This is a genomic window from Streptomyces sp. NPDC001406 (assembly GCF_042895285.1).
Taxonomy (GTDB): Bacteria; Actinomycetota; Actinomycetes; order Streptomycetales; family Streptomycetaceae; genus Streptomyces.
In genome coordinates, this window is record NZ_JBIAWG010000009.1 from 175,626 (window position 1) to 198,300 (window position 22,675).

The following is a 22,675-nucleotide window of genomic DNA, read 5'->3' on the forward strand; positions in this document are numbered from 1 at the left end:
TTGCCGTCAAGGTGCGGCCGCGCCAAGTCGGTCCGATCCGTGACACACCCCCCTGCTCGTCCAGTATGGCGGCTTATCGTCCGACTTTGTACGGTGCCGGGCGTGAGTCGGGGCCGAGCCGGGCCATGGCGCGCAGGATGTGTTTGGGCGGCAGCTGCCAGCGCAGACGTGCGGGTATGCAGCGCAGCAGGCGGCCCGTGGCGCGCAGTCGGCGGGTGACCGTGGCGGGTGCGGGGGCCGGTCTGCCGTACAGCTCGTGGGCGTACGGCGGCAGGGAGGCGTACGCCAGATGGGCCACGCGCCGCCAGAGCACCTCGCGCGCCGGGACCAGGAGGGGATGCGTCGGCGGACGGAGCAGGAAGTCGTCCACCTCGCGTGCCTCGGGTCCCGCGGCGAGTTTGGGCCGCACCTTCTCGAAGTACGCGGCCATCTCGGCCCGGTCGGCCGGTACGGCGTCCGGGTCGAGGCCCACCAGCCGGGCGCTGATGCGGTGTTCGGCGATGTAGCGGTCGGCCTGCGCGTCGGTGAGCGGGTAGCCGGAGCGGCGCATCACGTGCAGGTAGGAGTCGATCTCGGCGCAGTGCACCCACAGCAGCAGTTCGGGTTCGTCGACGCCGTACCGCTCCCCGGTGTCCGGATCCGTCGCCCCCAGTCTGCTGTGGATCTTCCGCACCCGGGCGCCCGCCCGCTCGGCGGCCTCCGTCGTGCCGTACGTCGTCGTGCCGACGAAGTTGGCGGTGCGCATCAGCCGGCCCCAGGCGTCCTTCCGGAAGTCGGAGTTCTGCAGGACACCGCGCACCGCGCGCGGGTGCAGCGCCTGCAGATAGAGCGCGCGTATCCCGGCGACCCACATCATCGGGTCACCATGCATCTGCCAGGTCACCGACCGCGGGGAGAACAGCCCCGGGTCACCCGGCCGGAGGTCTCCCCCTGCCGCGGACATACCCGCAGGCTAGCGCCGTACCCGTGGCATCCCCAGACCGATCCAGGAGATGATTTCACGTTGGATCTCGTTGTTGCCGCCGCCGAAGGTGAAGATCACCGCCGAGCGGTAGCCGCGTTCCAGGTCACCGTGGAGGACGGCGCCCGCGGAGCCCTCCTTCAGCGGTCCGGCGGCGGCGACGATCTCCATGAGCCAGGCATACGCGTCCCGGCGGGTCTCGGAGCCGTACACCTTGACCGCGGAGGCGTCCTGCGGGGTGAGTGTGCCCTCCTGGACGGCGGTGACCATCCGCCAGTTGAGGAGCTTCATGGCGTCGAGCCGGGTGTGGGTGCGGGCGAGCCGCCCGCGCACCCAGGGCAGGTCGATCACCCGGCGGCCGTCGGCGAGTTTGGTCTCCATCGCCCAGCGCTGGACGTCCTGCAGCGCGCGGATCGCCATGGTGCCGTGGGCGGCGAGGGTGACGCGTTCGTGGTTGAGCTGGTTGGTGATCAGCCGCCAGCCCTGGTTCTCCTCGCCGACCCGGCGGGAGACGGGGACGCGGATGTTCTCGTAGTAGCTGGCCGTGGTGTCGTGCGAGGCGAGGGTGTTGATGACGGTGCAGGAGTAGCCGGGGTCGGAGGTCGGCACGAGGAGCATGGTGATGCCCTTGTGCGCGGGGGCGTCCGGGTCGGTGCGGACCGCAAGCCACACCCAGTCGGCGGTGTCGCCGTTGGTCGTCCATATCTTCTGGCCGTTGACGACGTACTCTCCGCCACTCTCGGCTTCGCTCGAGCGGGAGGTGCCCCCATCGTCCCGTACGGCGCGGGTCTTCAGGGAGGCCAGGTCCGTGCCCGCGTCGGGCTCGCTGTAGCCGATGGCGAAGTCGATCTCGCCGGAGAGGATCCTCGGCAGGAAGTAGGCCTTCTGCTCGTCGGTGCCGAACTGCATGATCGTCGGGCCGACGGTGTTCAGGGCCATCAGCGGCAGCGGTACGCCGGCCTGCGCGGCCTCGTCGAAGAAGATGAACTGCTCCATGGGGGTCAGGCCGCGCCCGCCGTACTCCTCGGGCCAGCCCACACCGAGCCAGCGGTCCGTGCCCAGCCGCCGGATGGTGTCGCGGTAGAACCGCTTCTGCGCGGCCGGGTCGGCGTAGCGGGCGTAGGCGTTGTCCGGCACCAGGTCGGCGAAGTAGGCGCGCAGTTCGGTGCGCAGTCGCTGCTGCTCGGGCGTGTGGTCGAGATGCACGGCGCCTCCAGGCTCGCGATGGCCGGTCCTGACGGCGCACACCGTAGAACGTGTTCCAGAAATTGGGAATGCCGAGCCGGAAACCCGGCAGCGCCCGGCGCGCGCCGGTTCGGTGGCTCAGGCGAGCGTCTCGATGAAGTCCGCGCAGGCCCGCGCGCAGGCCAGGCACGCCTCGGCGGTCCCGGCGGCATCGAGCCGCCCCTCGAAGGCACGCGCGCATTCGAGGCAGACCGAGCGGCACCACTCCAGCTGGATGCGGATGGCCTTCTCCTCCTGGCTCTCGGCGAGCACCCGGCAGGTCGCGTCGCACACCTCGGCGCACATGACGGCCTGCCGCCGTATCCGCTCCTCCGCGTCGGCCCCGACGGGGACCGTGGCGCTCGCGCCCAGGGCGCACACCCTCGCGCACTCCGTGCACGCCTGCGCGCACGCGAAACAGTCCTCCAGGAACCGGTAGGGCTCCTGGCGGAAATTCGCCGGTGTCACACCCGGCGGGTAACCGGGACCGGTCGGATCAAACCCCGGACCCGATGTCGCCATAGGCGACCGACGGTCACGGAAGGTGTCTGGTTCACCCCGTTCTGGGCGGGGTACTCCTGTGCTATGAGTACCGCATCCATGCAGCTGGCCGCGGCGAGCGGCCTCATGAGTCTTGTGCTCTTCCTGGTGGCCCTGGCCGTCCTGGCGCTGCTCGCCGGCGGTTTCTGGCTGAACTCCCGGGTCAAGTACCAGGAGTCGCCCCGACCCCGTCCCGAAGAACAGCCGCATCTGCCGCCCGAGGGCGCGGTGCACGAAGTCCGGGAGAACCGGGAGTCCCAGGAGGTACCCAAGATGCCCGAGGGCGGTCGCCCACTGACCCCGTACGAGCTGAGCAACATGGACACCCGGCCGAGCGCGTCGAAGGACCGCCCGCGCTGGAGCAAGGGTTCGAGCGGCTCGTTCGGCGGCGGCGGGCTGGGCGCCCACTGACCCGGTGACGACTCGGGTGACCTGACCCCCGTCACGACCCCGGTGGGCGGCCGGCCCGGGGCGAACCCGTCCGGTCGGCATCGAGCCGTCCGACGTGGGCCACGTTGCCGCGGTCCTCGGGATCCTCGCTGGGCGAGGCCGTGAACCAGGCGTCCAGGATCTCCTTCAGGACCGGCTCCGAGGTCAGACGCAGACCGAGGGCGAGGACGTTGGCGTCGTTCCAGCGACGCGCGCCGTCCGCCGTGTAGGCGTCCGTGCACAGCGCTGCCCGGACGCCCGGCACCTTATTGGCGGCGATGGACGCGCCCGTGCCGGTCCAGCAGCACACGACGGCCTGATCCGCCCTCCCCGCCGCCACGTCACGGGCCGCCGCCTCGGAACAGACCGCCCACTGCGGATCCGCCCCCGGCTCCAGCGCGCCGTACGTACGCACCTCGTGGCCGCGCCGACGCAATTCCCCGACCAGCTGCCGGGCGACGGGTTCGTCCATGTCGGAGGAGACGGAGATCCGCATACTCCCGGAGCCTACGGCCTGTGCGGCGGAGCCTGCCACGAAGAGGGGCGAGCACCTCGTCCGGCTGTCCGCAGGCGTGGCCGCGTGTCGCCGACGCCGCGCATCGACTCCCCCGCCGCCGCGCGGCCGGAGGTTACCGGCTCCGCGCCTCTGTGCCGCTTCGGCGCCGCTGCCTCCGCCCGCTCGATCCACGGCACCGTCGCCAGGTCCACAGCCTCGCGCCTCCTCGCCCGCGCACGGCAGACCCGGGCGCCATGGCCCGCCTTCACGACATCGTCCTCGGCCCCGCCCGTCTCACCGCCACGGCCCGCTTCCGGGCGGCCGCCCTCGACGGCTGCGCCGTGGCCCCGTGCGACGAGGCCGAACCGAACCGGCCGCGCTCCCTCGGCATCGGTGGCTCCGAGGACGACCCGACCGTGCTCGTGGAGCCGTCGGGGCCGGGCCCGCGCCTGTGGGTCCGGCTCGTGACCGGGGCGCAGCGGGTGAGGAACCGGGTGCATCCGGACGTGCGCACCACGGACGTCGCGGCCGAGACCGACCGGCTGACCGGGCTCGGCGCGTCGGTTCTTCGTGCGCCCTGTCGACACACCGTCCTGGCCGACCCCGAGGGCAACGGGTTGTGCCTGTCCGGGGTCGGTCAGGACGGCGTGTCGACAGGGTCAGCCCCGCCCCCCGCTGAGGTTCCGCCACTGCGGACCGATCCGCTTCCACTCCTCGTCCCACTCCGCGAGGCGTCGCCGCAGGAGATGTCCGCACACCAGCCGGCCGCCGCCCCACACCGCGAACCCGACGGCCGGTGCCACGAGCGCACCGGTGACGGCCGCCTGGAGCCACGACTCCGTGGCGTCGAGGGGCTTGGAGACGAGCCGGCCCGTACCGTCCGTCCACATGGTGACCCGGGAGCCGGCGGCGACGCCCGGGGCGACCTTCGCCCGGTCGGTGTGCACGGAGCCGTCCGCCGCCTTCCAGCGCACCGTCGCCCACACCCTGCTGTCGTCGTATCCGCCGGCCGCGGGTGCGGCGTTGGCCGAGTTCTCGGTCAGCTCGGCCGAGACGGCGTGGACCTGCGCGCGGCGTGCGCTGAGGTTGCCGTCCACCACCATCGCGGCCGCCACGCCCGCGAACACCGCGCCCAGGAGGGCGAGGATCCAGGTGGCGAGCACGACCCAGGCCTCGACGGTGTCGCTGCGGCGGTGGAGCGGATTGCTCCGCCACCTCCAGCGCCAGCGCCGGAACCACACCCCGGTCGCTTTCCTGCGACGTGTCCTCGCCATCGGCCGTCGCCTCCTTCCCGCGCTCCGGCCGTCCTCGGTGTGTCAGACGGGCCGGGCTCCTTCGGTGTCCGGAAGGTCGGGGTCGAGGTCCCGGCGGCGGTTCGGTCCGATGTCTGGGGTCTCACGGAAGGGACCGGCCGCCGTCACGACGCCGCCGGGCACGGCAGGCGCGCCGACGACGTACCAAGTGTCGTGCATGGCGACCTCCAGGGTGCTCAGGTGCCCGCGTACGACATCTTCATCTTCAGCTTGGAGCAGAAGTCCGCCGAGCGCATAGTCCGAACGGTCCCGACCGGTCGGCCGCCCGGCGGCTACGCCTCCTGGTCGGGGGTGTCGTGGCCCTCCTGCCCGGCCACCGGCACCTGCCACACCAGCGTGGTACCTCCGTCCTCGGGGCTGCGCAACTCCAGACGGCCGCCGAGCTGCTGCGCCCGCTCCTGCATGTTGCGCAGCCCGCTGCGCCTGCCCTCGGGCGGGATGCCCACGCCGTTGTCGGTGACCGTCAGGCACAGCTCGCGTCCGTCGGTCTTCAGGATCACATCGGCGCGGTCGGCACGGGCGTGCCGGGCGATGTTGGTCAGGGCCTCGGAGAGGACGGCGACCGCGTGGTCGGCGGTCTCCCGCGGCACGTCGGTGTCCACCAGGCCCTCCATCCGCACGCTGGGGGCGAATCCCAGCACGGGCGTCGCCTCGCCCACCACCCCTACGACACGGGCCCGCAGACCGGTCCCCGCGGTGCCCTCGCGTGCCTGGAGGCCGAAGATCGTCGACCTGATGATCTTGATGGTCTCGTCCAGGTCGTCCACGGCCCGCAGCACCCGCTCGTTGGCTCCCGCGTGCTCGATGAAACGGCCCGCGCTCTGCAGCGTCATGCCGGTCGCGAACAGCCGCTGGATGGCCAGGTCGTGCAGGTCCCGGGCGATCCGGTCCCGGTCCTTGAGCACCGCGATCGTCTCCGCGTCCCGGCGGCGCTCCGCCAGCTCCATGGCGATCGCCGCCTGCGCGGCGAAGACCTGCAGAGGCTCGGTCTCCTTGCCCGTGAACAGGGTCCGCCCGGTCTCCCTGACCAGCATGACCACGCCGCGGACGCCGCCCTCGCCGGTGCCGATGGGGACCGCCACGGCCGGGCCGAGCCCGGTGAACCGCAGCGGGCCGGCCGAGACGCGTGCGTCGTGGGTGACGTCCTCGCTGGTGACGGCGGCGGCGCCGGTGACCGCCTCGCCCATCAGGGTGCCGTCCTGCGGCAGCACCAGCCCCCGCAGGGCCTCCGCCTGCCGGCCGAGGGCCAGTTCCACGCCGAGCGAGTCGGTGTCCGCCATGGGCGTCGCGACCACGGCCAGGGCCGCGCCGGTGATCTCCCTGGCGCGTTCGGCGATCAGGGCGAGCGCCTCGGCCTGACCGGCCCCGGACATCAGGCTGTTGGTGATCTCCGCGTTGGCCCGCAGCCAGCGCTCGCGCAACCGGGACTCCGCGTACAGCCGCGCGTTGTCGATCGCGACACCGGCCGCCACGGCCAGGGTCTGGGTGACCGAGACGTCCTCCTCGTCGAACTGGCCGCCGCCCCGCTTCTCGGTCAGATACAGATTGCCGAAGACCTCGTCGCGCACGCGGATCGGGACGCCGAGGAAGGTGTTCATCGCCGGGTGGTGGGGCGGGAAGCCGTACGACGCCGGGTGCTCCGAGAGCTTCGCCAGGCACAGCGGCTCCGGGTGGCGGATCAGCTCACCCAGGATGCCGTGGCCCTCCGGATACGGGCCGATGCTCGCGATCTGCTCCTCGGTGACCCCGACGGTGTAGAAGGCCGACAGCCGCCTGCCGTCGGGCCCGATCACCCCGAGCGCCGCGTACTCGGCGTCGACCAGGGCCGCGGCGGCCTCGACGATGCTCTTCAGTGCCTGTTCCAGGTCCAGTTCCCGGCCGACCGAGAGGACCGCCTCCAGCAGGCTGTGCACCCGGTCGCGCGTGCCGCGGGCCGCGTCCAGACGCGCCTGCAGCTCCTCCAGCAACTCGTCCAGCCTCAGCTGCGGCAGCCGTATCCGCGCCTCCTCGGGGCTTCCCACCTGCACTCCTCCCGGTCCCCTCTGCTCATGAACATGGTCCGGTCCGGTCAGGTGCCACGGTAATGGCCGACGACCGCGGCCTGCACCGGTTCCGGCAGGTCCCCGGTAGTGCGGTTCCCGATCTTGCGTGGGCCGTTCGGCCCTTCCCGCGGACCGATCGGCTCTCCCGTTCGAGCGCGGACCGAGGCACAGTGGGATCAGGAGCGGCACCGATCCCCCGCGGTGTCGCTCCGCCCGTATGCGCCCGGTCGGCCGGCGGGCGCGGGTGCCGTACGGCGCACCCAGGGGGTGTCGTTCGGATCATCCCGAGGCCGAACGGCCCTAGCGCGACGGCCGCCCGTCCGGCTGCAATGACCTGGCAGGGCCCGCCCGTGGCTTCCGGAGACGCAGAGACGTGAGTGACACATCCCGACCCAGCCCCGTACTTCCCGCCGACCACGCCCCGTCGGCGGCCGGAAGGCCGCACCGGAGCGTCGAGATCGGCCGTGCCGAGGCACTGCGCCTGCTGGGCAGTGTCTCGCTGGGGAGGGTCGTGTTCACCCGGCACGCGCTGCCGACCGTCCGCCCGGTCAACCACGTTCTGACCGACGGCGACATCGTCATCCGCACCCATGAGGGAGCGGCCCTGACCTCGCACGCCCGGCAGGGCGAGGGCACGGGGGTCGTCGTCGCCTACGAGGCCGACGCCATCGACCTGGACACCCACCTCGGCTGGAGCGTCGTGGTCACGGGCTACGCGCAGCTGGTGACCGACCCGGAGGAGCTGATCCGCTACCGGGCGCTGCTGCGCCCCTGGGTGGAACAGGCCATGGACTACGCGGTCCGCATCCGCCCCGACCTGGTCACGGGCATCCGGCTCGTCCCCGACGAGGGGCCGGAGGATGCATGAGGGCGAGTTAGCCGGTACGGGGCAGGTCCACTCCGTAGAGGGTGCGGCCGCCGACCAGCTCCCGGCCGGTGACCAGCTCCGGCTCGATACGGACGAAGACCTCCCGCGGCGCGGGCACCCAGGAGCGCGGCCCGCCGCGCATCAGCCGCTCGTGCTCCGCCGCGTCGGTGACCACCGTGGCCGGGCCGGTGACGACCACGCTCCAGCCGGACTGCGCCACCGCGTCGACCTCGTCGGCCTCGAACGCGACCACGGTCCCCTCGATCGCCCGCACCAGCTCCGACGCCGCGGAGGTCCGCAGCACGACCGCGCCGTCCGCGTCCAGGGCGAAGTTCACCGGAAGCACGGCGGGCAGGGCCCGTCGGGTGTGCACGATGCGGCCTACGGGCGCCTTCGCCAGCAGCCGCAGGCACTCCTCCCGGCCCAGCTCGCGGAATCCGTCGTTGGGGTACATCAGCCGTCCCGTCCCTCGCCTGGTGCAGCGGTACTGACTCACTCCATCCTCGCCACGGCCGGTAGCGGATACGAGGGCCATCCGTCCCCACCAGGCCGGAGAAGGACCCGGGCCGGTCCTCCGCCCGCCCGGTCCCGTAGACGGCGCCCCATTGGCGGCGGAGCTGTCATGGACGGCATCGCAGGTGGGCAGGTTCGGGCGTGCTGCGGCCACTTGACGACATGTCGGTGCGGATGCGCCCGAGTTGCGCTGAGATGGCCCCTCTCATCGTGAGCCGCGGATCGAGGATGGACATGAGCGACTTGGCCGAAGTGGCGCCGCCCGGTTGCACCGACGTGGTCGAGGAGGGGTGCCGGTGCGGCACGGGCGAGGCGGCGAGCGGCCCGCGCGCGGCGGAGGAGCGCTTCCGCGGGTTACTGGAGGCGGCTCCGGACGCGATGGTGATCGTCGACGACACCGGGACGATCAAACTCGTCAACGCACAGACCGAAGCGCTCTTCGGCTACCGGCGCGAAGAACTCCTCGACCGCCCCGTCGAACTCCTCGTCCCCGGCCGCTTCCACGCCCACCACACCGAACACCGCAACAACTACGCCCACAACCAGCAGGTACGCCCCATGGGCGCCGGGCTCGACCTCTACGGCCTGCGCAAGGACGGCACCGAGTTCCCCGTCGAGATCAGCCTCAGCCCCCTCGAAACCACCGACGGCCTCCTCGTCTCCGCCGCCGTCCGCGACGTCAGCGAACGCAAGGCCGCCGAGGAACGTTTCCGCGGACTGCTGGAGGCGGCTCCGGACGCGATGGTGATCGTCGACGACACCGGGACGATCAAACTCGTCAACGCACAGACCGAAGCGCTCTTCGGCTACCGGCGCGAAGAACTCCTCGACCGCCCCGTCGAACTCCTCGTCCCCGGCCGCTTCCACGCCCACCACACCGAACACCGCAACAACTACGCCCACAACCAGCAGGTACGCCCCATGGGCGCCGGGCTCGACCTCTACGGCCTGCGCAAGGACGGCACCGAGTTCCCCGTCGAGATCAGCCTCAGCCCCCTCGAAACCGCCGACGGCCTCCTCGTCTCCGCCGCCGTCCGCGACGTCAGCGAACGCAAGGCCGCCGAGGAACGCATCAACGAACTCGCCGCGCTGGTCGAGTCCTCCCAGGACGCGATCCTCGCCAAGACCCTGGACGGCCGGATCACGTACTGGAACGCCGCCGCCCAGCGGCTGTACGGCTATACCGCGGCGGAGGCGGTCGGGCGGCATGTGTCGATGCTCGCCCCGCCCGACCGGGGGGACGAGATCAGTCAGCTCCTGGAGGGGCTGCGCCGGGGCGAGAAGGTCGAGCACTTCGAGACCCTGCGCCTCACCCGTTCGAACGCGATGCTGGACGTCGACGTGACCCTGTGGCCCACCCGGGCCCCGGACGGCACGGTGATCGGGGCGTGCGCCATCGTCCGGGACATCAGCGACCGCAAGCGCGCCGAGGCGGAACTGACGGAGCTGTACGAGCAGCAGCGGCACATCGCCCTGACCCTGCAGCGCAGCCTCATGGGCACCCCGCCCGCCATACCCGGCCTTGCCACCGCGAGCCGCTATCTGCCCGCCACCCAGGGCGCCGGCGTGGGCGGGGACTGGTTCGACCTGATCCCGCTGGGGGCCGGCCGGGTCGGCGTGCTGATCGGCGATGTGATGGGCCGCGGCCTGGAGGCCGCCGCGGTCATGGGTCAGCTCCGGTCCGCCGCGCACGCGCTGGCCAAGACCGGGATGCAGCCCCGTCAGCTCATGCAGGCCCTCGACACCGTCGTCGCCGACCTGGGCGTCCCCGACCAGCTGGTCACCTGCTGCTATCTGGTCATCGCCGCCGACACCGGGGAGGTGACCGTCTGCTCCGCGGGCCATCTGCCCGTCCTGGTCACCGTCCCGGTCGAGGGCGTACAGACGCTCCCCGCGCCGGTGAACGCGCCCCTCGGCGTGGGCGGCGTCGTCTACGAGCAGTGCTGTACGACGCTCGCGCGCGGTGCCACCCTCGTGCTCTACACGGACGGTCTGATCGAGACTCCCGGTGGTGACATCGAGGACCAGCTCACCGAGCTGATCAACACGCTGGACAAGCTCGCGACCGGCTCCCCCGACCTCGAGGTCGTCGCCGACCACGTACTGGCGACCCTGCTGCCCGACGCCGACGGCCACGACGACGTCACCCTGCTGTTGACACAGCTGCCGGCGGCCCCGCTGGCCACGGCCACCACCGACCTGCCCGCCCTGCCGCAGTCCGTGTCGGCGGGCCGGGACTTCCTCGGCCGCGTGCTCGTCGAGTGGGACCTCACGGACCGGGCGGACGACGCGTGCCTCCTGCTGTCCGAGGTGCTCACCAATGCCGTACAGCACGCCCAGGGGCCGATCGGACTGCACATCTGCCGGACCGACATCGAACTGACGGTCGAGATCGGTGATCGCAGTCCTCAGCTGCCCCAGCCCCGCACGGCGGCCGAGGACGCGGAGTCGGGCCGGGGACTCCTCCTCGTACGGGCCCTCGCCGACGACTGGGGCGTGCGCCCGACGGACGAGGGCAAGACGACGTGGTTCAGCCTCAAGAGCGTCCTGGCGCGCCAGGGCGGGTGACGATCACCCGCACAAGGTCGATACTTCCGAGAGTAGGCAACAGGTCGGCATCGGTCCTGGGAGAACACGGGCCGGAGTCCGACCTGCCGGGCCCACCAGGAGGTACCGATGAAGATGCTCATCAACGTTCCGGAAACCGTGGTGGCGGACGCGCTGCGGGGAATCGCGGCCGCACATCCCGATCTGACCGTCGACGTCGAGAACCGGGTGATCGTACGACGGGACGCCCCCGTGGCCGGGCAGGTGGGACTCGTCTCGGGCGGCGGCTCCGGGCACGAGCCGCTGCACGGCGGGTTCGTGGGCCACGGCATGCTGTCGGCCGCATGTCCGGGCGAGGTGTTCACATCCCCCGTGCCGGACCAGATGGCGCGTGCGGCGGCGGCCGTGGACAGCGGGGCCGGCGTGGTGTTCGTCGTGAAGAACTACACCGGCGACGTGCTCAACTTCGACATGGCGGCCGAGCTTGCCGAGGACGAGGGGATCCAGGTCGCCAAGGTGCTCGTCAACGACGACGTGGCGGTCACCGACAGCCTCTACACGGCCGGACGCCGCGGCACCGGTGCGACGCTGTTCGTCGAGAAGATCGCGGGCGCCGCCGCGGCCGAGGGACAGCCGCTGGAGCGGGTGGAGGCCATCGGGCGCCAGGTCAACGAGAACTCCCGCAGCTTCGGTGTCGCCCTCAGCGCCTGCACCACCCCGGCGAAGGGCACCCCCACCTTCGATCTGCCGCCCGGCGAGCTGGAGTTGGGCATCGGCATCCACGGCGAGCCGGGCCGGGAACGGCGGGCGATGATGACCTCCGGAGAGATCGCCGACTTCGCGCTGAACGCGATCCTGGAGGACATGCCCCCGCGCAACCCCGTCCTCGTCCTGGTCAACGGCATGGGCGCGACCCCGCTGCTGGAGCTGTACGGCTTCAACGCCGAGGTGCAGCGGGTGCTCGGCGAGCGCGGCGTCACCGTCGCCCGCACGCTCGTCGGCAACTACGTGACCTCCCTGGACATGGCGGGCGCCTCGGTCACCCTGTGCCAGGTCGACGAGGAACTGCTGCGGCTGTGGGACGCGCCGGTGAAGACCCCGGCCCTGCGCTGGGGCATGTGACACGGCGGCAGCAGCGACCAACGTTCCTACCACGCAAGGAGATCCAGTGCTCGACGCCGACTTCTTCCGCCGTTGGATGGTCGCGACCGCCGCGTCCGTCGACCGCGAGGCGGAACGGCTCACCGCTCTCGACTCGCCCATCGGGGACGCCGACCACGGCAGCAATCTTCAGCGCGGGTTCACCGCCGTGAAGGCGTCGCTGGAGAAGGAGGCGCCGGACACACCGGGTGCCGTGCTGACCCTCGCCGGACGCGTGCTGATCTCGACGGTGGGCGGCGCGTCCGGGCCCCTGTACGGCACGCTGCTGCGGCGTACGGGCAAGGCGCTCGGGGATGATTCCGAGGTCAGTGCCGGGCAGCTGGCCGAGGCGCTGCGGGCGGGCGTGGACGGGGTCATGGCCCTCGGGGGCGCCGCACCGGGCGACAAGACCATGATCGACGCCCTGGTGCCGGCCGTCGACGCGCTCGGCGACGGTTTCACCGCGGCGCGGGCCGCGGCCGAGGAGGGGGCCGTGGCGACGATCCCGCTGCAGGCCCGCAAGGGCCGGGCGAGCTATCTCGGCGAGCGCAGCATCGGACACCAGGACCCGGGAGCCACCAGCTCGGCGCTGCTCATCGCCGCGCTCGCGGAGGCCGCAGGTGAGTGACGAGAAGCTGGTCGGGATCGTGCTGGTGTCGCACAGCGCCGAAGTGGCCTCGTCCGTCGCCGAACTGGCGAAGGGCCTGGCGGGCGGCGCCGCGGCGGTGCCCGTCGCGACGGCGGGCGGCACCGAGGGCGGCGGCCTGGGTACCAGCGCCGAGCTGATCTCCGCCGCGGCCGCCGCGGTCGACCGGGGCGCCGGCATCGCCGTGCTCACCGATCTGGGCAGCGCGGTGCTCACCGTGAAGGCACTGATCGCGGAGGGCGGCGAACTGCCCGACGGCACACGTCTGGTGGACGCCCCGTTCGTGGAGGGCGCGGTGGCCGCGGTCGTCACGGCGGCCACCGGGGCCGGCCTCGACGCGGTTCAGGCGGCGGCCACGGAGGCGTACAGCTACCGGAAGGTGTGATGCCGGCGGGCACCGTCGACGGCGTGCTCCTGCCCGTGGACAACGGCCGGGCGGCCGTCCGACGACACAGGTCCGCCGGGCCGGGGCGACCGGGGTGGTTCAGCCGCCCCGCACGAACCGGCCGGCCAGCCGTTGACCGGTCGCCACGGCCGCCGCATGACTTTCGATGGGCCTGACCCGGGAGCCCTTGAACACGATGTAGGTGACGCCCGAGGCAACCCCGCCCCGGCGCGGGTCGGGGCTGATGCCGAGGCCCCGGGCCGTGGCGTAGGAGGCCTCGCCGATGATGCCGCGCGGGCCGGTGTCCCCGACGACGGCGTACTGGACCCGGCCCCGGTAGACGACGGCGACGACGGCACCGCCGCGGACGCCGTGCGCACGGAAGTCCCAGACACCGCTCGGGGCCGGGACCACGATGTACGGCAGGCGTTCGGCGTTCAGATGGCGGCCGTCGGACTGCTGGAAGGCGGTGGCCGCGAAGAACATCGGATCGGTGCGGCGGTTGCAGCGGGCGGTGGTCCGCCCGTCGCAGTCGATGTCCATGTCGGCCTTCCAGAACACGGCACCGCGGGTGCCGCAGACCCGGACGGTGGCGGACGCCCCCTCGTCGGTGCGGTAGCGGCCGCGCGAGACGGGAGTGCAGTGCCGGACCCGGGCCAGCAGGTCGACGGCGCGGACCCGGCCCTCGCCGCGCACCGCCGGCTCCCGGCGTGGGCCGGCGGAGGCGGGAAGCGTCGCCGGGACGAGCAGGAGGGCGCCGGCCGCGGCCAGCGTCAGCGACTGGACACGCACGATGCGGGAACCTCTCCTGGGGACGTTGACGGCCACCCGGCCCGATCCGGCTCCAAAGGATCTGACGTCCCGTCAATGAACGGCAGGGGCCGGGGAGCTGAGCCGATGTCGGCCCAGGCCACCCCGGCCACCCGCGTCGGCGCGGGATCAGCGACGACAGCGTTCCGCGCCACAGGCATGAACTCCCCTGTCCTCTGGGGGAGTTCAGCCGAGAGGAACCTCAGCATACGTAACTTTCCCGGGTCGTCACCAATGCGGCCGCCCTCTTGCTGCGATCGCATCGACGGGGTCATATTGGTCCGGACCTTTGCTGTCACAGTCATCATGCCGTCCTTTGGGAGGCAGAGCGGTGCGACGCGTTGACGTTCCGCCATTCGTGGCCGCCGGCGTCCTGCTGCTGGTCGCGTCCTGTGGATGGGGCGGCGCGGCCGACGGTGAGAGCGGGCGGATGCCCGGCGCGCCGACGGGCGTCACCGCCACGGCCGGAAGTGCGACCAGCGTCCACGTCATGTGGAACGCGGTGACCGACGGCCCCGGCATCCGTGCGTACGAGGTATATCGCGGCACCACAAAGGTCCGGGAAGTGCCCGGTTCGGAACACATGGTGGACGTCATCAGGCTCAGGCCGTCCACCGTGTATGTCTTCACCGTGCGGGCCCGGGACAAGGACGGGCGCCTCGGGCCGAGCAGCCGGGAGGTCCGGGCGAGGACCCCGGCCGTCGTCACGGCGGACCACTCACCGCCGACCCGCCCGCGCAATGCGGCGGGCCGCACGGTCGCCGCCCGGGCGGTCCAGCTGTCCTGGGCGGCGTCGGCGGACGACCGGGCGGTGGTCTCGTACGACGTCTACCAGGGCACGACGAGGATCCACAGCGTCGGCGGCGGCCAGACCGCGACGGTCGTCACCGGGCTGCGCCCCGCGACCCGCTACACCTTCACCGTCCGCGCCCGCGACGCCGCCGACAACCTCTCCCCGGCGAGCGCCCCGGTCCGGCTCACCACACCGGGCACCGACGACGGCCGGAACACGGCACCCACCGGATTCGGTGCGACGACCCACCGCGCCGACGGCGCGTACTACATCGACCTGTCCTGGCTCCCGCCCCGCACGGACGGGGTGATCACGGAGTACCAGATCCAACTCGACGGCAGCCCGGCGACGTCCCTGGTCTGGGGCGGTACACCACCACGTGGCCGGGCGACGTACAGCTTCTACGCGGGGCAGGACGCCGGAGCCGTCCACCGGGTGCGGATCCGTGCGCGGCTGCCGGACGGCACATGGGGCGGGTTCTCCGCGGAGCGGACGGTGACGACGGGGGCGCGCGGCGGCGGGTCCTGACGGCGGGAGGCTCTCCCCCGGCGTCCACGGCCACTGTGCCCGCCCCCGGACGGAGGCATCCGTCACCCGGTCGGGGGCGGTCCGCATGCGGGACAGGCCGGGGGCGCATTGGCTACTGACGAGGCAGCACGGGCGTTTCCCGACCCTCGGCGGCGCATGGGACGTTCCGCCAACCGTGCCGCCGGAGGGCAGCCCAATGCGCACTACTCGACTTCTCCTCCGCTCCGGCCTGACCCTGGCGGCCGCCGCCGCCCTTTCGACCACGCTCGCCGGGCCGACCGCCGCGGCCTCGGGGATCTCCGTGAGCACCATCGGGTCGACCGTGTCGGTCGTCACCAGCGCCTGCACCCAGATCAACGGCAGCTGGGGCAACGCGTCCCTGCTGGGCAGCAATCAGGCGAACTTCGCGCAGGGCCGCCAGGCGGCGCTCGCGGGCACGACCGTCAGCCAGTCGGCCGCCTGGTCGGGCATCACCCCCGGGACGTACACCGTCGTGGTCGTCTGCTCGAACGGCGGCACCGCGGGCACGCAGTCCATCGTCGTCTCCCCCGCCAATGCCCCGACCACCTCGTCGACCGCCAAGACGTCCTCGACCTCCGCCCCGACCCGCGGTGTCGCGGGCGGACTCGGCGGCGCGGCCCGCGACTACGGCCCGGTCGCCATCGGTGTGGGCGCGGCGCTCGTGGGAGGCGGCGTCATCGCCACCGGCTGGTACCTGCGCCGCCGCTCGAAGCCGTACCGGCTCTGACCGCACGGGGTCCGCGGGCGGCTCGAGCAGTGCTGCGAACCCTGTTCGCCTACTCGGCGGCCCCGCCGCCCGGCCGTTCCCCGGCCGTGTCCGGGAGTTCGTCGAACTCCTTCAGCGCGTGCGTGAGCCACTGCGTCCAGAAGGTCTCCAGGTCGATGCCCGCCCGCAGGACGAGATGGCGCAGCCGGTCCTGCGGGGTGTCGCGGTCGGGCGGGAAGTCGCGTCGCTCGATCTCCTCGTACTCGGCCAACTGGCGCCGGTGCAGGTCGAGATGGCGGCGCAGATCGGTCACGAGGCCCGCCGTGCCGACGACCGCCGCCGCGCGCAGCCGCAGCAGCAGGACGTCGCGCTGCGGCTTGGGCTCCTGGGACGCTGCGGTCCAGCGGGCCAGTTCGGCGCGGCCCGCGGGCAGGACCTCGTAGCTCTTCTTCTGCCCACGGGCCGGCTGCTCGGCCGGCAGGGTGCGGATGTACCCCTCGGCCTCCAGCTTCCCCAGCTCGCGATAGATCTGCTGATGCGTCGCCGACCAGAAGTAGCCGATCGACCGGTCGAACCGGCGGGTCAGCTCCAGCCCCGACGACGGCTTCTCAAGCAGGGCGGTGAGGATCGCGTGCGGGAGTGACATGGCCTCATCCTAGGGACGCGCGGATGTGCCGCACGGACCGCTACAGCGCCGCCGCCAGCTCTGTGCCCTGCTTGATGGCGCGCTTGGCGTCCAGCTCGGCCGCCACATCGGCGCCGCCGATCAGATGCGCGCTGCGTCCGGCGGCGACCAGTTCCTCGTACAGGCCGCGGCGCGGCTCCTGACCGGTGCACAGGACGATGGTGTCGACCTCCAGGACCGTGCTCTCCTCGCCCACGGTGACATGCAGACCCGCGTCGTCGATCCGGTCGTAGCGGACGCCCGGCACCATGCTGACACCGCGGTGCTTGAGCTCGGTGCGGTGGATCCAGCCGGTGGTCTTGCCGAGGCCGGCGCCGACCTTGGTGGGCTTGCGCTGGAGCAGGTGGACGGTGCGCGGCGGGGCGGGCCGCCGCGGCGCCGCGAGGCCGCCGGGTGCCTGGTAGTCCATGTCGACGCCCCAGTTGCGGAAGTACGTCGCCGGGTCCTCGCTCGCCTTGTCGCCGCCGTCGGTGAGGTACTCGGCGACGTCGAAGCCGATGCCGCCGGCACCGAGGATCGCGACCCGGTCGCCGACGGGGGCGCCGTCGCGCAGCACGTCGAGGTAGCCGAGGACGCGCGGGTGGTCGATGCCGGGGATGTCGGGGGTGCGCGGGGTGACGCCGGTGGCGACGACGACCTCGTCGTAGTCGGTCAGCTCCGCGGAGGTGACCCAGGTGTCGAGGCGTACGTCCACCGCGTGCGCGTCGAGCTGGTGGCGGAAGTAGCGCAGCGTCTCGTCGAACTCCTGCTTGCCGGGGACCTTGCGGGCCACGTTGAGCTGCCCGCCGATCTCGCTCGCGGCGTCGAACAGCGTCACCTCGTGGCCGCGTTCGGCGGCGCTCACCGCGCAGGCCAGGCCGGCCGGTCCCGCGCCGACGACGGCGACGCGCTTGCGCAGCCGGGTCGGGGAGAGGACGAGTTCGGTCTCGTGGCAGGCGCGCGGGTTGACCAGGCAGGAGGTGATCTTGCCGCTGAAGGTGTGGTCGAGGCAGGCCTGGTTGCAGCCGATGCAGGTGTTGATGGCCTCGGGCCGGCCCTCGGCCGCCTTGTTGACGAAGTCGGGGTCGGCAAGCATCGGGCGCGCCATGGACACCATGTCCGCGGCCCCGCCGGCGAGCAACTCCTCGGCGACTTCAGGGGTGTTGATGCGGTTGGTGGTCACCAGCGGCACGGACACCTCGCCCATGAGCTTCTTGGTGACCCAGGTGTACGCGCCCCGCGGGACGGAGGTGGCGATGGTGGGGATGCGGGCCTCGTGCCAGCCGATGCCGGTGTTGATGATCGTCGCCCCGGCCGTCTCGACGGCCTTGGCGAGCGTGATCACCTCGTCGAAGGAGGAGCCGCCGGGCACCAGGTCGAGCATGGACAGCCGGTAGATGATGATGAAGTCCTCGCCGACCGCCTCGCGCACACGCTTGACGATCTCGACGGGGAACCGCATCCGGTTCTCGTACGACCCGCCCCAGCGGTCGGTGCGGTGGTTGGTCTGCGCGGCGATGAACTCGTTGATCAGATAGCCCTCGGAGCCCATGATCTCGACGCCGTCGTAGCCGGCCTGCCGGGCGAGGCGGGCGGCACGGGCGTAGTCCTCGATCGTCCGCTCGATGTCGGCGTCGGTGAGCTCGCGCGGCGGGAAGGGGCTGATCGGCGCCTGGACGGGGCTCGGTGCGACCAGGTCCTGGTGGTAGGCGTACCGACCGAAGTGCAGGATCTGCATCGCGATCTTCCCGCCCTCGCGGTGCACCGCCTCGGTGATCGCGGCGTGCTGCTCAGCCTCCGCCTCGGTGGTGAGCTTGGCTCCGCCCTCGTAGGGCCGCCCCTCGTCGTTGGGTGCGATGCCGCCGGTGACGATCAGTCCCACTCCCCCGCGCGCGCGGGCGGCGTAGAACTCCGCCATGCGCTCGAACCCGCGCTCGGCCTCTTCCAGGCCCACGTGCATGGAGCCCATGAGCACACGGTTGGGCAGGGTGGTGAATCCCAGGTCGAGGGGGTTCAGCAGGTGCGGGTAGCGGCTCATCGGGCCCTCCGTGCGCGCGGTGTCGTCGCCTCTGTTGTAGAGGACGGCTGCCGCCTTTTGCAACTAGTTGCATAAACGGAGGGAGGTGAGCCCGGCCACTCCGCGACTGCGCGCACGGTGTGGCCGGGCCCAGGTCACCTGCTTTCGAGCTGGACGTGCAGTTCCTTCTCCTGGTCGCCCGAGGCGGAGGACAGGTTGCTCACCGTGAAGAGGGAGTCCAGGGTCGTGCGGAGCCGGTCGATCGCCCAGTAGCCGCCATGCGCGTCGGCCTCGACGGTGGACGAGAGCCGTGCGGGAATCGTGCACTCGTGCGCGTCCGTGACCTCGAACGTGCCGAGCCACACCATCGGACGCGTCTCGTGGAGCTGCTGCGGCACGTCCTCGGCACACCGGTCGGACTCGAAGCACGTGCACAGCGCGTCGAACACGATCCGGGCGTCTTCCTTGCTGCATCCGCTGATCTCGACGGAGACGGACTCGTCGTGCGTTCGCTCAGGGGCCATCGTGATCGCTCCTCTCATGGCGACGGCGCGGTACCGCGGCTTCCCCGCAAACCGCGCCACACCCCAAGAAAACCACCATTTTCCGGGCGCGCACCACCCGTCGCGGCACTCCGCCGGCGGACTCAGCCGGCGGACTCAGCCGCGGGTGAACCGGTACGTCCTGCTGTCCGTGAGCACGCAGAAGCCCGGCGACATCACGATCACCCGCAGGGTGCCGGTGCGGCGGTCGTAGTCGATGCCCTCGGACTCGAAGGTGCCCGAGCAGGAACTGCGCAGCGGGAGCTGCCGCAGCGCCGTGACATGGCCGGACACGTCCGCCGTGCCGTTCGGCCGGCCGGACAGGTCGATCTGCAGGAGGGGCTTGGTGATGCCGAACAGGGTGCCGGCGGGGTCGTCGGAGGAGCACAGCAGGGTCGTCGGGCCCGAGAAGTCGCAGCCCTGGACGTCGCGCACGGCATGGTCCAGGTTGACCGTGGACACCTGCGGCAGGTTCGCCGAGGGCGAGGTGGCGGGGTTCGCCCCGGGGGTGGGGAAGACCAGGAACCGGCTCATCGTGCCGTACTCGCCCGCCAGCATCCACTGGCCGTCGGGCGAAATGGCGACCCAGGAGTTGTTCAGGGCCTCCCCGGCGCCGAGCGTGTGGACGTACTCCGACCAGGCACCGCCCGGCGCCTGCACCCGGAACATCTTGGTGCTGCCGGAGTCCCGCTGGTACGGCTCGACGTAGTAGCCGTCGTAGGAGGCGTCGGGGTCGCCGACGTGGTTCCAGCCGCGGCCGCTCACGCCGGACGGGATGGTGCCGATGCCGGTGTACCGGTTGGGGCTGCCGGCCGGGACCTCGACCGAGGTCAGGCCCTGGCTCTCGGTGAGCGGGTCGGCGCGGTCGGAGCCGGCCTCGGTCCAGGTGTCGGCCGCGGAGGCGGGCGCGGCGGGTGCGGTGAGGGACACGACGAGGGCGGTGGCGAGGGTGACGAGTCCGGTCAGGACCCTGTGACAACGTTGCCGAGCGGCGGACGCGGGCATGGGGGACTGCTCCTCGGTTCCGGGGGTGGGGGCGCGTTCGGCCGACAGTCTGACGGCGCTTACTAGTCATGTACAGACCAACAGCGGAACGGCGGGTGAACAGGCCGGACCTGCCCGCCAGCGGCGTGGCACAGGTCATACGCCCGCGTGGCCGCGTCCTCGCGGCTTCTCCGGACGCCCGCCGTCGTGTTGAGGGATGGTGGAGACACTCGTCGGCGGCGTCGGAGATTCGGTGTGAGCGCGGTAGAACAAGAGGAGTCGGCACACGGGGCGGCGTGCCGTGCGGTCCGTCGAAGGCGGTGCGTGGAATGAATGCAGCCGAGGCTCCGGTGGCCCAGGGCGGCGGGCCGGTGCGGCCGAGCGGCCTGCTCGACGTGCTGGGCGTGGCCTCGGTGGTGCTGGACGCCGAAGGGCGCATCGTGCTGTGGAGCCCCCAGGCGGAGGAGCTGTTCGGCTACTCCGCCCAGGAGGCGCTCGGCGAGTACGCCGCCCGTTTGATGGTGCACGAGCAGCACATCCAGCTGGTCGGCAAGCTGTTCGCCGACGTGATGCGCACCGGGCAGAGCTGGGCCGGTGCCTTCCCCGTCCGGATCAAGGACGGCGGCACCCGGCTGGTGGAGTTCCGCAACATGCGCCTGCTGGACGACCAGGGCGATGTGTACGCGCTGGGTCTCGCGGCCGACCGGACGACGGTGCGCCGTCTCGAGCAGGACGTGGCGCTGTCCGAGCGGATCGTGAACCAGTCGCCGATCGGGCTGGCCGTACTGGACACCGAGCTGCGGTACGTCTCGGTCAACCCGGCACTGGCGAAGATCAACGGAGTTCCCGCCGGGGACCACGTAGGACGGACGGTCCCCGAGGTGCTGCCGCTGGTGGACGCCGACACCCTGGAAGGGGCGGCCCGCCGGGTCCTGGAGACGGGAGAGCCGTTCGTCGACAAGACCACCGTCGGCCGGACCCCGGCGGATCCGGACGAGGACCACACCTGGTCGGTGTCGCTGTACCGGCTGGAGGACGCCATGGGCACGGTCCTCGGCGTCGCGGCCTCCATAGTGGACATCACCGAGCAGCACCGGGCCGGGGTCGAGGCCGAGACCGCGCGTCGACGCCTCGCCGTCATCGCCGACGCCTCCACCCGGATCGGCACCACCCTGGAGCTGGACCGCACGGCCCGCGAGCTGGCCGACGTCGCCGTGCCCGAACTCGCCGACGTAGCAGCCGTCGACCTGCTCGACGCGGTGGTCGAGGGCCGCCGCAGCACACTCGGCCCCTCCGAGCCCGCGGTGATCCGCGCCCTCGCCGTACGGGCGGAGGACGGCGAGGACGCCCTCCAGGCCGCCGACCCGCCCGGGCAGCTCGTCCGGTACGCCCCCGACCGCCTGATCACCGAGTGCGTACGGACCGGCCGCCCGGTGGTGGTACCCCAGGTGAAGGACGAGCACCTGCCCCGCATCGCCCGCTCCCCCGAGTCGGCCGTGCTGCTGGGCCGGGCGGGCGTCCACTCCTATCTGGCCGTCCCGCTGATCGCGCGCGGCGAGGTGCTCGGCGCCCTCGACCTCAAACGCACCCGCAATCCGGCGCCCTTCGGCGAGGACGACCTGGTGCTCGCCCGTGAGCTGGCCGCCCGCGCGGCCGTGCAGATCGACAACGCGCGCTGGTACCAGAACGCCCGCAACACCGCGCTCACCCTGCAGCGCAGCCTGCTGCCCGGCCATCCGCCGGTGACGACCGGTCTGGAGGTCGCCTCGCGCTACCAGCCCGCGGGAGCCACCACCGAGGTCGGCGGTGACTGGTTCGACGTCATCCCGCTGGAGGGCGGCAGGACGGCGCTGGTCGTGGGCGACGTGATGGGCAGCGGTATCAACGCGGCCGCCACCATGGGCCGGCTGCGCACGGCGACCACCACCCTGGCCTCGCTCGGCCTCGATCCCGCGGTGCTCCTGGAGCATCTCGACAAGATCGCCTCGGGCCTGGACCACTCCATCGCGACCTGTGTGTACGCCGTCCACGACCCCCGGCTGCGCCAGTGCCGCATCGCCAACGCGGGGCATCTGCCCCCGGCCCGCGTCCGCGTCGGCCACCCGCCCGAGCTGCTCGACCTGCCCACGGGCGTGCCGCTCGGGGTGGGCGGGGTCCCGTTCTCCACCACCACGGTCGACTTCGCCCCCGGCGACGAGCTGGTGTTCTACACGGACGGGCTGGTCGAGACGCGCAGCCACTCGCTGGACGAACGCCTCGACTTCCTCCTCTCCCTCCTCGACGACCCGGCCCGGCCCCTGGAGGAGGCCTGCGACCTGCTGCTGCGCACCCTGCACCACCCCGACAACCACGACGACGTGGCACTCCTGATGGCGCGGGCGCAGGAACTGCCCTGAGCTGCGCGGGAACCGGCCCGACCGCCCGATTCACAGCAACTCGTTACCAGGTCCTTATCGGCGTCATCGGACAATCGCGGGGAGGCATGCGCACGGGATGCCGCGTGTCA

General features: G+C 72.2%; 22 protein-coding genes and 1 pseudogene. 10 read left to right on the forward strand and 13 right to left on the reverse strand.

What is annotated here, in order from left to right; genetic code table 11:
* Positions 1-73 precede the first annotated feature (73 nt).
* The 3 genes from ACFY1J_RS22860 to ACFY1J_RS22870 form a co-directional block, all read right to left on the reverse strand.
* Positions 74-943: an oxygenase MpaB family protein gene (locus ACFY1J_RS22860; protein ID WP_390710691.1), complete on the reverse strand. Its 870-nt coding sequence runs from the start codon at positions 941-943 to the stop codon at positions 74-76.
* Between the two features lie 9 nt (positions 944-952).
* Positions 953-2,167 carry an acyl-CoA dehydrogenase family protein gene (locus tag ACFY1J_RS22865; RefSeq protein WP_390710690.1) on the reverse strand — a complete coding sequence of 405 codons (1,215 nt, stop codon included), beginning with the start codon at positions 2,165-2,167 and terminating at the stop codon, positions 953-955.
* A 117-nt stretch (positions 2,168-2,284) separates the two neighbouring features.
* Complete coding sequence (locus ACFY1J_RS22870) at positions 2,285-2,653, reverse strand: ferredoxin (RefSeq protein WP_390710689.1); 369 nt, start codon at positions 2,651-2,653, stop codon at positions 2,285-2,287.
* A 117-nt stretch (positions 2,654-2,770) separates the two neighbouring features.
* On the opposite strand from ACFY1J_RS22870, the gene ACFY1J_RS22875 reads away from it, so the two are divergent.
* Positions 2,771-3,136: a DUF6479 family protein gene (locus ACFY1J_RS22875; RefSeq protein WP_390710688.1), complete on the forward strand. Its 366-nt coding sequence runs from the start codon at positions 2,771-2,773 to the stop codon at positions 3,134-3,136.
* Positions 3,137-3,167: 31 nt separating this feature from the next.
* On the opposite strand, the gene ACFY1J_RS22880 is transcribed toward ACFY1J_RS22875, so the two are convergent.
* Complete coding sequence (locus tag ACFY1J_RS22880) at positions 3,168-3,650, reverse strand: RpiB/LacA/LacB family sugar-phosphate isomerase (protein ID WP_390710687.1); 483 nt, start codon at positions 3,648-3,650, stop codon at positions 3,168-3,170.
* A 254-nt stretch (positions 3,651-3,904) separates the two neighbouring features.
* Between ACFY1J_RS22880 and ACFY1J_RS22885 the strand changes: the two are divergent.
* Positions 3,905-4,264 (forward strand): annotated as a pseudogene (locus ACFY1J_RS22885) (VOC family protein); the annotation flags it as partial.
* Between the two features lie 45 nt (positions 4,265-4,309).
* Here ACFY1J_RS22885 and ACFY1J_RS22890 read toward each other — a convergent pair.
* The 3 genes from ACFY1J_RS22890 to ACFY1J_RS22900 form a co-directional block, all read right to left on the reverse strand.
* On the reverse strand, positions 4,310-4,924 hold the full coding sequence (locus tag ACFY1J_RS22890; protein WP_390731783.1) for a hypothetical protein: 615 nt from the start codon (positions 4,922-4,924) through the stop codon (positions 4,310-4,312).
* Positions 4,925-4,966: 42 nt separating this feature from the next.
* The gene (locus ACFY1J_RS22895; RefSeq protein WP_390731784.1) at positions 4,967-5,122 is read right to left on the reverse strand and encodes a hypothetical protein; all 156 of its coding nucleotides are present in this window, start codon (positions 5,120-5,122) and stop codon (positions 4,967-4,969) included.
* Between the two features lie 113 nt (positions 5,123-5,235).
* Positions 5,236-6,984: a GAF domain-containing protein gene (locus ACFY1J_RS22900; RefSeq protein ID WP_390710683.1), complete on the reverse strand. Its 1,749-nt coding sequence runs from the start codon at positions 6,982-6,984 to the stop codon at positions 5,236-5,238.
* A gap of 394 nt (positions 6,985-7,378) precedes the next feature.
* Here ACFY1J_RS22900 and ACFY1J_RS22905 point away from each other — a divergent pair, with 394 nt between their 5' ends.
* Positions 7,379-7,873 carry a pyridoxamine 5'-phosphate oxidase family protein gene (locus ACFY1J_RS22905; RefSeq protein ID WP_390710682.1) on the forward strand — a complete coding sequence of 165 codons (495 nt, stop codon included), beginning with the start codon at positions 7,379-7,381 and terminating at the stop codon, positions 7,871-7,873.
* 7 nt (positions 7,874-7,880) lie between these two features.
* Here the strand turns inward: ACFY1J_RS22905 and ACFY1J_RS22910 are convergent, their stop codons facing one another.
* On the reverse strand, positions 7,881-8,327 hold the full coding sequence (locus ACFY1J_RS22910; protein WP_390710681.1) for a pyridoxamine 5'-phosphate oxidase family protein: 447 nt from the start codon (positions 8,325-8,327) through the stop codon (positions 7,881-7,883).
* Positions 8,328-8,620: 293 nt separating this feature from the next.
* On the opposite strand from ACFY1J_RS22910, the gene ACFY1J_RS22915 reads away from it, so the two are divergent.
* From ACFY1J_RS22915 to ACFY1J_RS22930, 4 genes are all read left to right on the forward strand, one after another.
* The gene (locus tag ACFY1J_RS22915; protein ID WP_390731785.1) at positions 8,621-10,954 is read left to right on the forward strand and encodes a PAS domain S-box protein; all 2,334 of its coding nucleotides are present in this window, start codon (positions 8,621-8,623) and stop codon (positions 10,952-10,954) included.
* A 108-nt stretch (positions 10,955-11,062) separates the two neighbouring features.
* On the forward strand, positions 11,063-12,055 hold the full coding sequence (gene dhaK / locus ACFY1J_RS22920) for a dihydroxyacetone kinase subunit DhaK (protein WP_390710679.1): 993 nt from the start codon (positions 11,063-11,065) through the stop codon (positions 12,053-12,055).
* Positions 12,056-12,101: 46 nt separating this feature from the next.
* A complete protein-coding gene (dhaL, locus tag ACFY1J_RS22925) occupies positions 12,102-12,701 on the forward strand; it encodes a dihydroxyacetone kinase subunit DhaL (RefSeq protein WP_390710678.1) in 600 nt (199 codons plus the stop codon).
* Positions 12,694-13,104 (forward strand): PTS fructose transporter subunit IIA, encoded by a 411-nt coding sequence (locus ACFY1J_RS22930; protein WP_390710677.1) that lies wholly within the window; start codon positions 12,694-12,696, stop codon positions 13,102-13,104. The genes dhaL and ACFY1J_RS22930 overlap by 8 nt, the downstream gene beginning before the upstream one ends.
* Before the next feature lie 99 nt (positions 13,105-13,203).
* On the opposite strand, the gene ACFY1J_RS22935 is transcribed toward ACFY1J_RS22930, so the two are convergent.
* The gene (locus tag ACFY1J_RS22935; RefSeq protein ID WP_390710676.1) at positions 13,204-13,896 is read right to left on the reverse strand and encodes a glycoside hydrolase family 75 protein; all 693 of its coding nucleotides are present in this window, start codon (positions 13,894-13,896) and stop codon (positions 13,204-13,206) included.
* A 349-nt stretch (positions 13,897-14,245) separates the two neighbouring features.
* Here ACFY1J_RS22935 and ACFY1J_RS22940 point away from each other — a divergent pair, with 349 nt between their 5' ends.
* Entirely contained in the window at positions 14,246-15,235 is a 990-nt protein-coding gene (locus tag ACFY1J_RS22940) for a fibronectin type III domain-containing protein (protein WP_390710675.1), read from the forward strand.
* Between the two features lie 196 nt (positions 15,236-15,431).
* Positions 15,432-15,983, forward strand: coding sequence for a hypothetical protein (locus tag ACFY1J_RS22945; protein ID WP_390710674.1), 552 nt, complete (start codon positions 15,432-15,434; stop codon positions 15,981-15,983).
* Between the two features lie 49 nt (positions 15,984-16,032).
* On the opposite strand, the gene ACFY1J_RS22950 is transcribed toward ACFY1J_RS22945, so the two are convergent.
* The 4 genes from ACFY1J_RS22950 to ACFY1J_RS22965 all read right to left on the reverse strand — a co-directional run bounded on the left by ACFY1J_RS22950 (position 16,033) and on the right by ACFY1J_RS22965 (position 20,190).
* On the reverse strand, positions 16,033-16,608 hold the full coding sequence (locus ACFY1J_RS22950) for a PadR family transcriptional regulator (protein WP_390710673.1): 576 nt from the start codon (positions 16,606-16,608) through the stop codon (positions 16,033-16,035).
* A 40-nt stretch (positions 16,609-16,648) separates the two neighbouring features.
* Positions 16,649-18,664 carry an FAD-dependent oxidoreductase gene (locus ACFY1J_RS22955; RefSeq protein ID WP_390710672.1) on the reverse strand — a complete coding sequence of 672 codons (2,016 nt, stop codon included), beginning with the start codon at positions 18,662-18,664 and terminating at the stop codon, positions 16,649-16,651.
* 134 nt (positions 18,665-18,798) lie between these two features.
* The gene (locus tag ACFY1J_RS22960) at positions 18,799-19,167 is read right to left on the reverse strand and encodes a hypothetical protein (protein ID WP_390710671.1); all 369 of its coding nucleotides are present in this window, start codon (positions 19,165-19,167) and stop codon (positions 18,799-18,801) included.
* Between the two features lie 135 nt (positions 19,168-19,302).
* Positions 19,303-20,190: a hypothetical protein gene (locus ACFY1J_RS22965; protein ID WP_390731786.1), complete on the reverse strand. Its 888-nt coding sequence runs from the start codon at positions 20,188-20,190 to the stop codon at positions 19,303-19,305.
* A gap of 308 nt (positions 20,191-20,498) precedes the next feature.
* On the opposite strand from ACFY1J_RS22965, the gene ACFY1J_RS22970 reads away from it, so the two are divergent.
* Complete coding sequence (locus tag ACFY1J_RS22970; protein WP_390710669.1) at positions 20,499-22,565, forward strand: SpoIIE family protein phosphatase; 2,067 nt, start codon at positions 20,499-20,501, stop codon at positions 22,563-22,565.
* Positions 22,566-22,675 lie beyond the last annotated feature (110 nt).

What these genes read in the sequence shown, in the direction of transcription:
- ACFY1J_RS22860 (WP_390710691.1), bottom strand. Translation starts at nt 943, where the DNA reads ATGTCCGCGGCAGGGGGAGACCTCCGGCCGGGTGACCCGGGGCTGTTC.
- ACFY1J_RS22960 (WP_390710671.1), bottom strand. Translation starts at nt 19,167, where the DNA reads ATGGCCCCTGAGCGAACGCACGACGAGTCCGTCTCCGTCGAGATCAGC.
- ACFY1J_RS22945 (WP_390710674.1), top strand. Translation starts at nt 15,432, where the DNA reads ATGCGCACTACTCGACTTCTCCTCCGCTCCGGCCTGACCCTGGCGGCC.
- ACFY1J_RS22890 (WP_390731783.1), bottom strand. Translation starts at nt 4,924, where the DNA reads ATGGCGAGGACACGTCGCAGGAAAGCGACCGGGGTGTGGTTCCGGCGC.
- ACFY1J_RS22955 (WP_390710672.1), bottom strand. Translation starts at nt 18,664, where the DNA reads ATGAGCCGCTACCCGCACCTGCTGAACCCCCTCGACCTGGGATTCACC.
- ACFY1J_RS22875 (WP_390710688.1), top strand. Translation starts at nt 2,771, where the DNA reads ATGAGTACCGCATCCATGCAGCTGGCCGCGGCGAGCGGCCTCATGAGT.
- ACFY1J_RS22915 (WP_390731785.1), top strand. Translation starts at nt 8,621, where the DNA reads ATGAGCGACTTGGCCGAAGTGGCGCCGCCCGGTTGCACCGACGTGGTC.
- ACFY1J_RS22880 (WP_390710687.1), bottom strand. Translation starts at nt 3,650, where the DNA reads ATGCGGATCTCCGTCTCCTCCGACATGGACGAACCCGTCGCCCGGCAG.
- ACFY1J_RS22895 (WP_390731784.1), bottom strand. Translation starts at nt 5,122, where the DNA reads ATGCACGACACTTGGTACGTCGTCGGCGCGCCTGCCGTGCCCGGCGGC.
- dhaK (WP_390710679.1), top strand. Translation starts at nt 11,063, where the DNA reads ATGAAGATGCTCATCAACGTTCCGGAAACCGTGGTGGCGGACGCGCTG.
- ACFY1J_RS22950 (WP_390710673.1), bottom strand. Translation starts at nt 16,608, where the DNA reads ATGTCACTCCCGCACGCGATCCTCACCGCCCTGCTTGAGAAGCCGTCG.
- ACFY1J_RS22970 (WP_390710669.1), top strand. Translation starts at nt 20,499, where the DNA reads ATGAATGCAGCCGAGGCTCCGGTGGCCCAGGGCGGCGGGCCGGTGCGG.
- ACFY1J_RS22910 (WP_390710681.1), bottom strand. Translation starts at nt 8,327, where the DNA reads ATGTACCCCAACGACGGATTCCGCGAGCTGGGCCGGGAGGAGTGCCTG.
- ACFY1J_RS22965 (WP_390731786.1), bottom strand. Translation starts at nt 20,190, where the DNA reads ATGCCCGCGTCCGCCGCTCGGCAACGTTGTCACAGGGTCCTGACCGGA.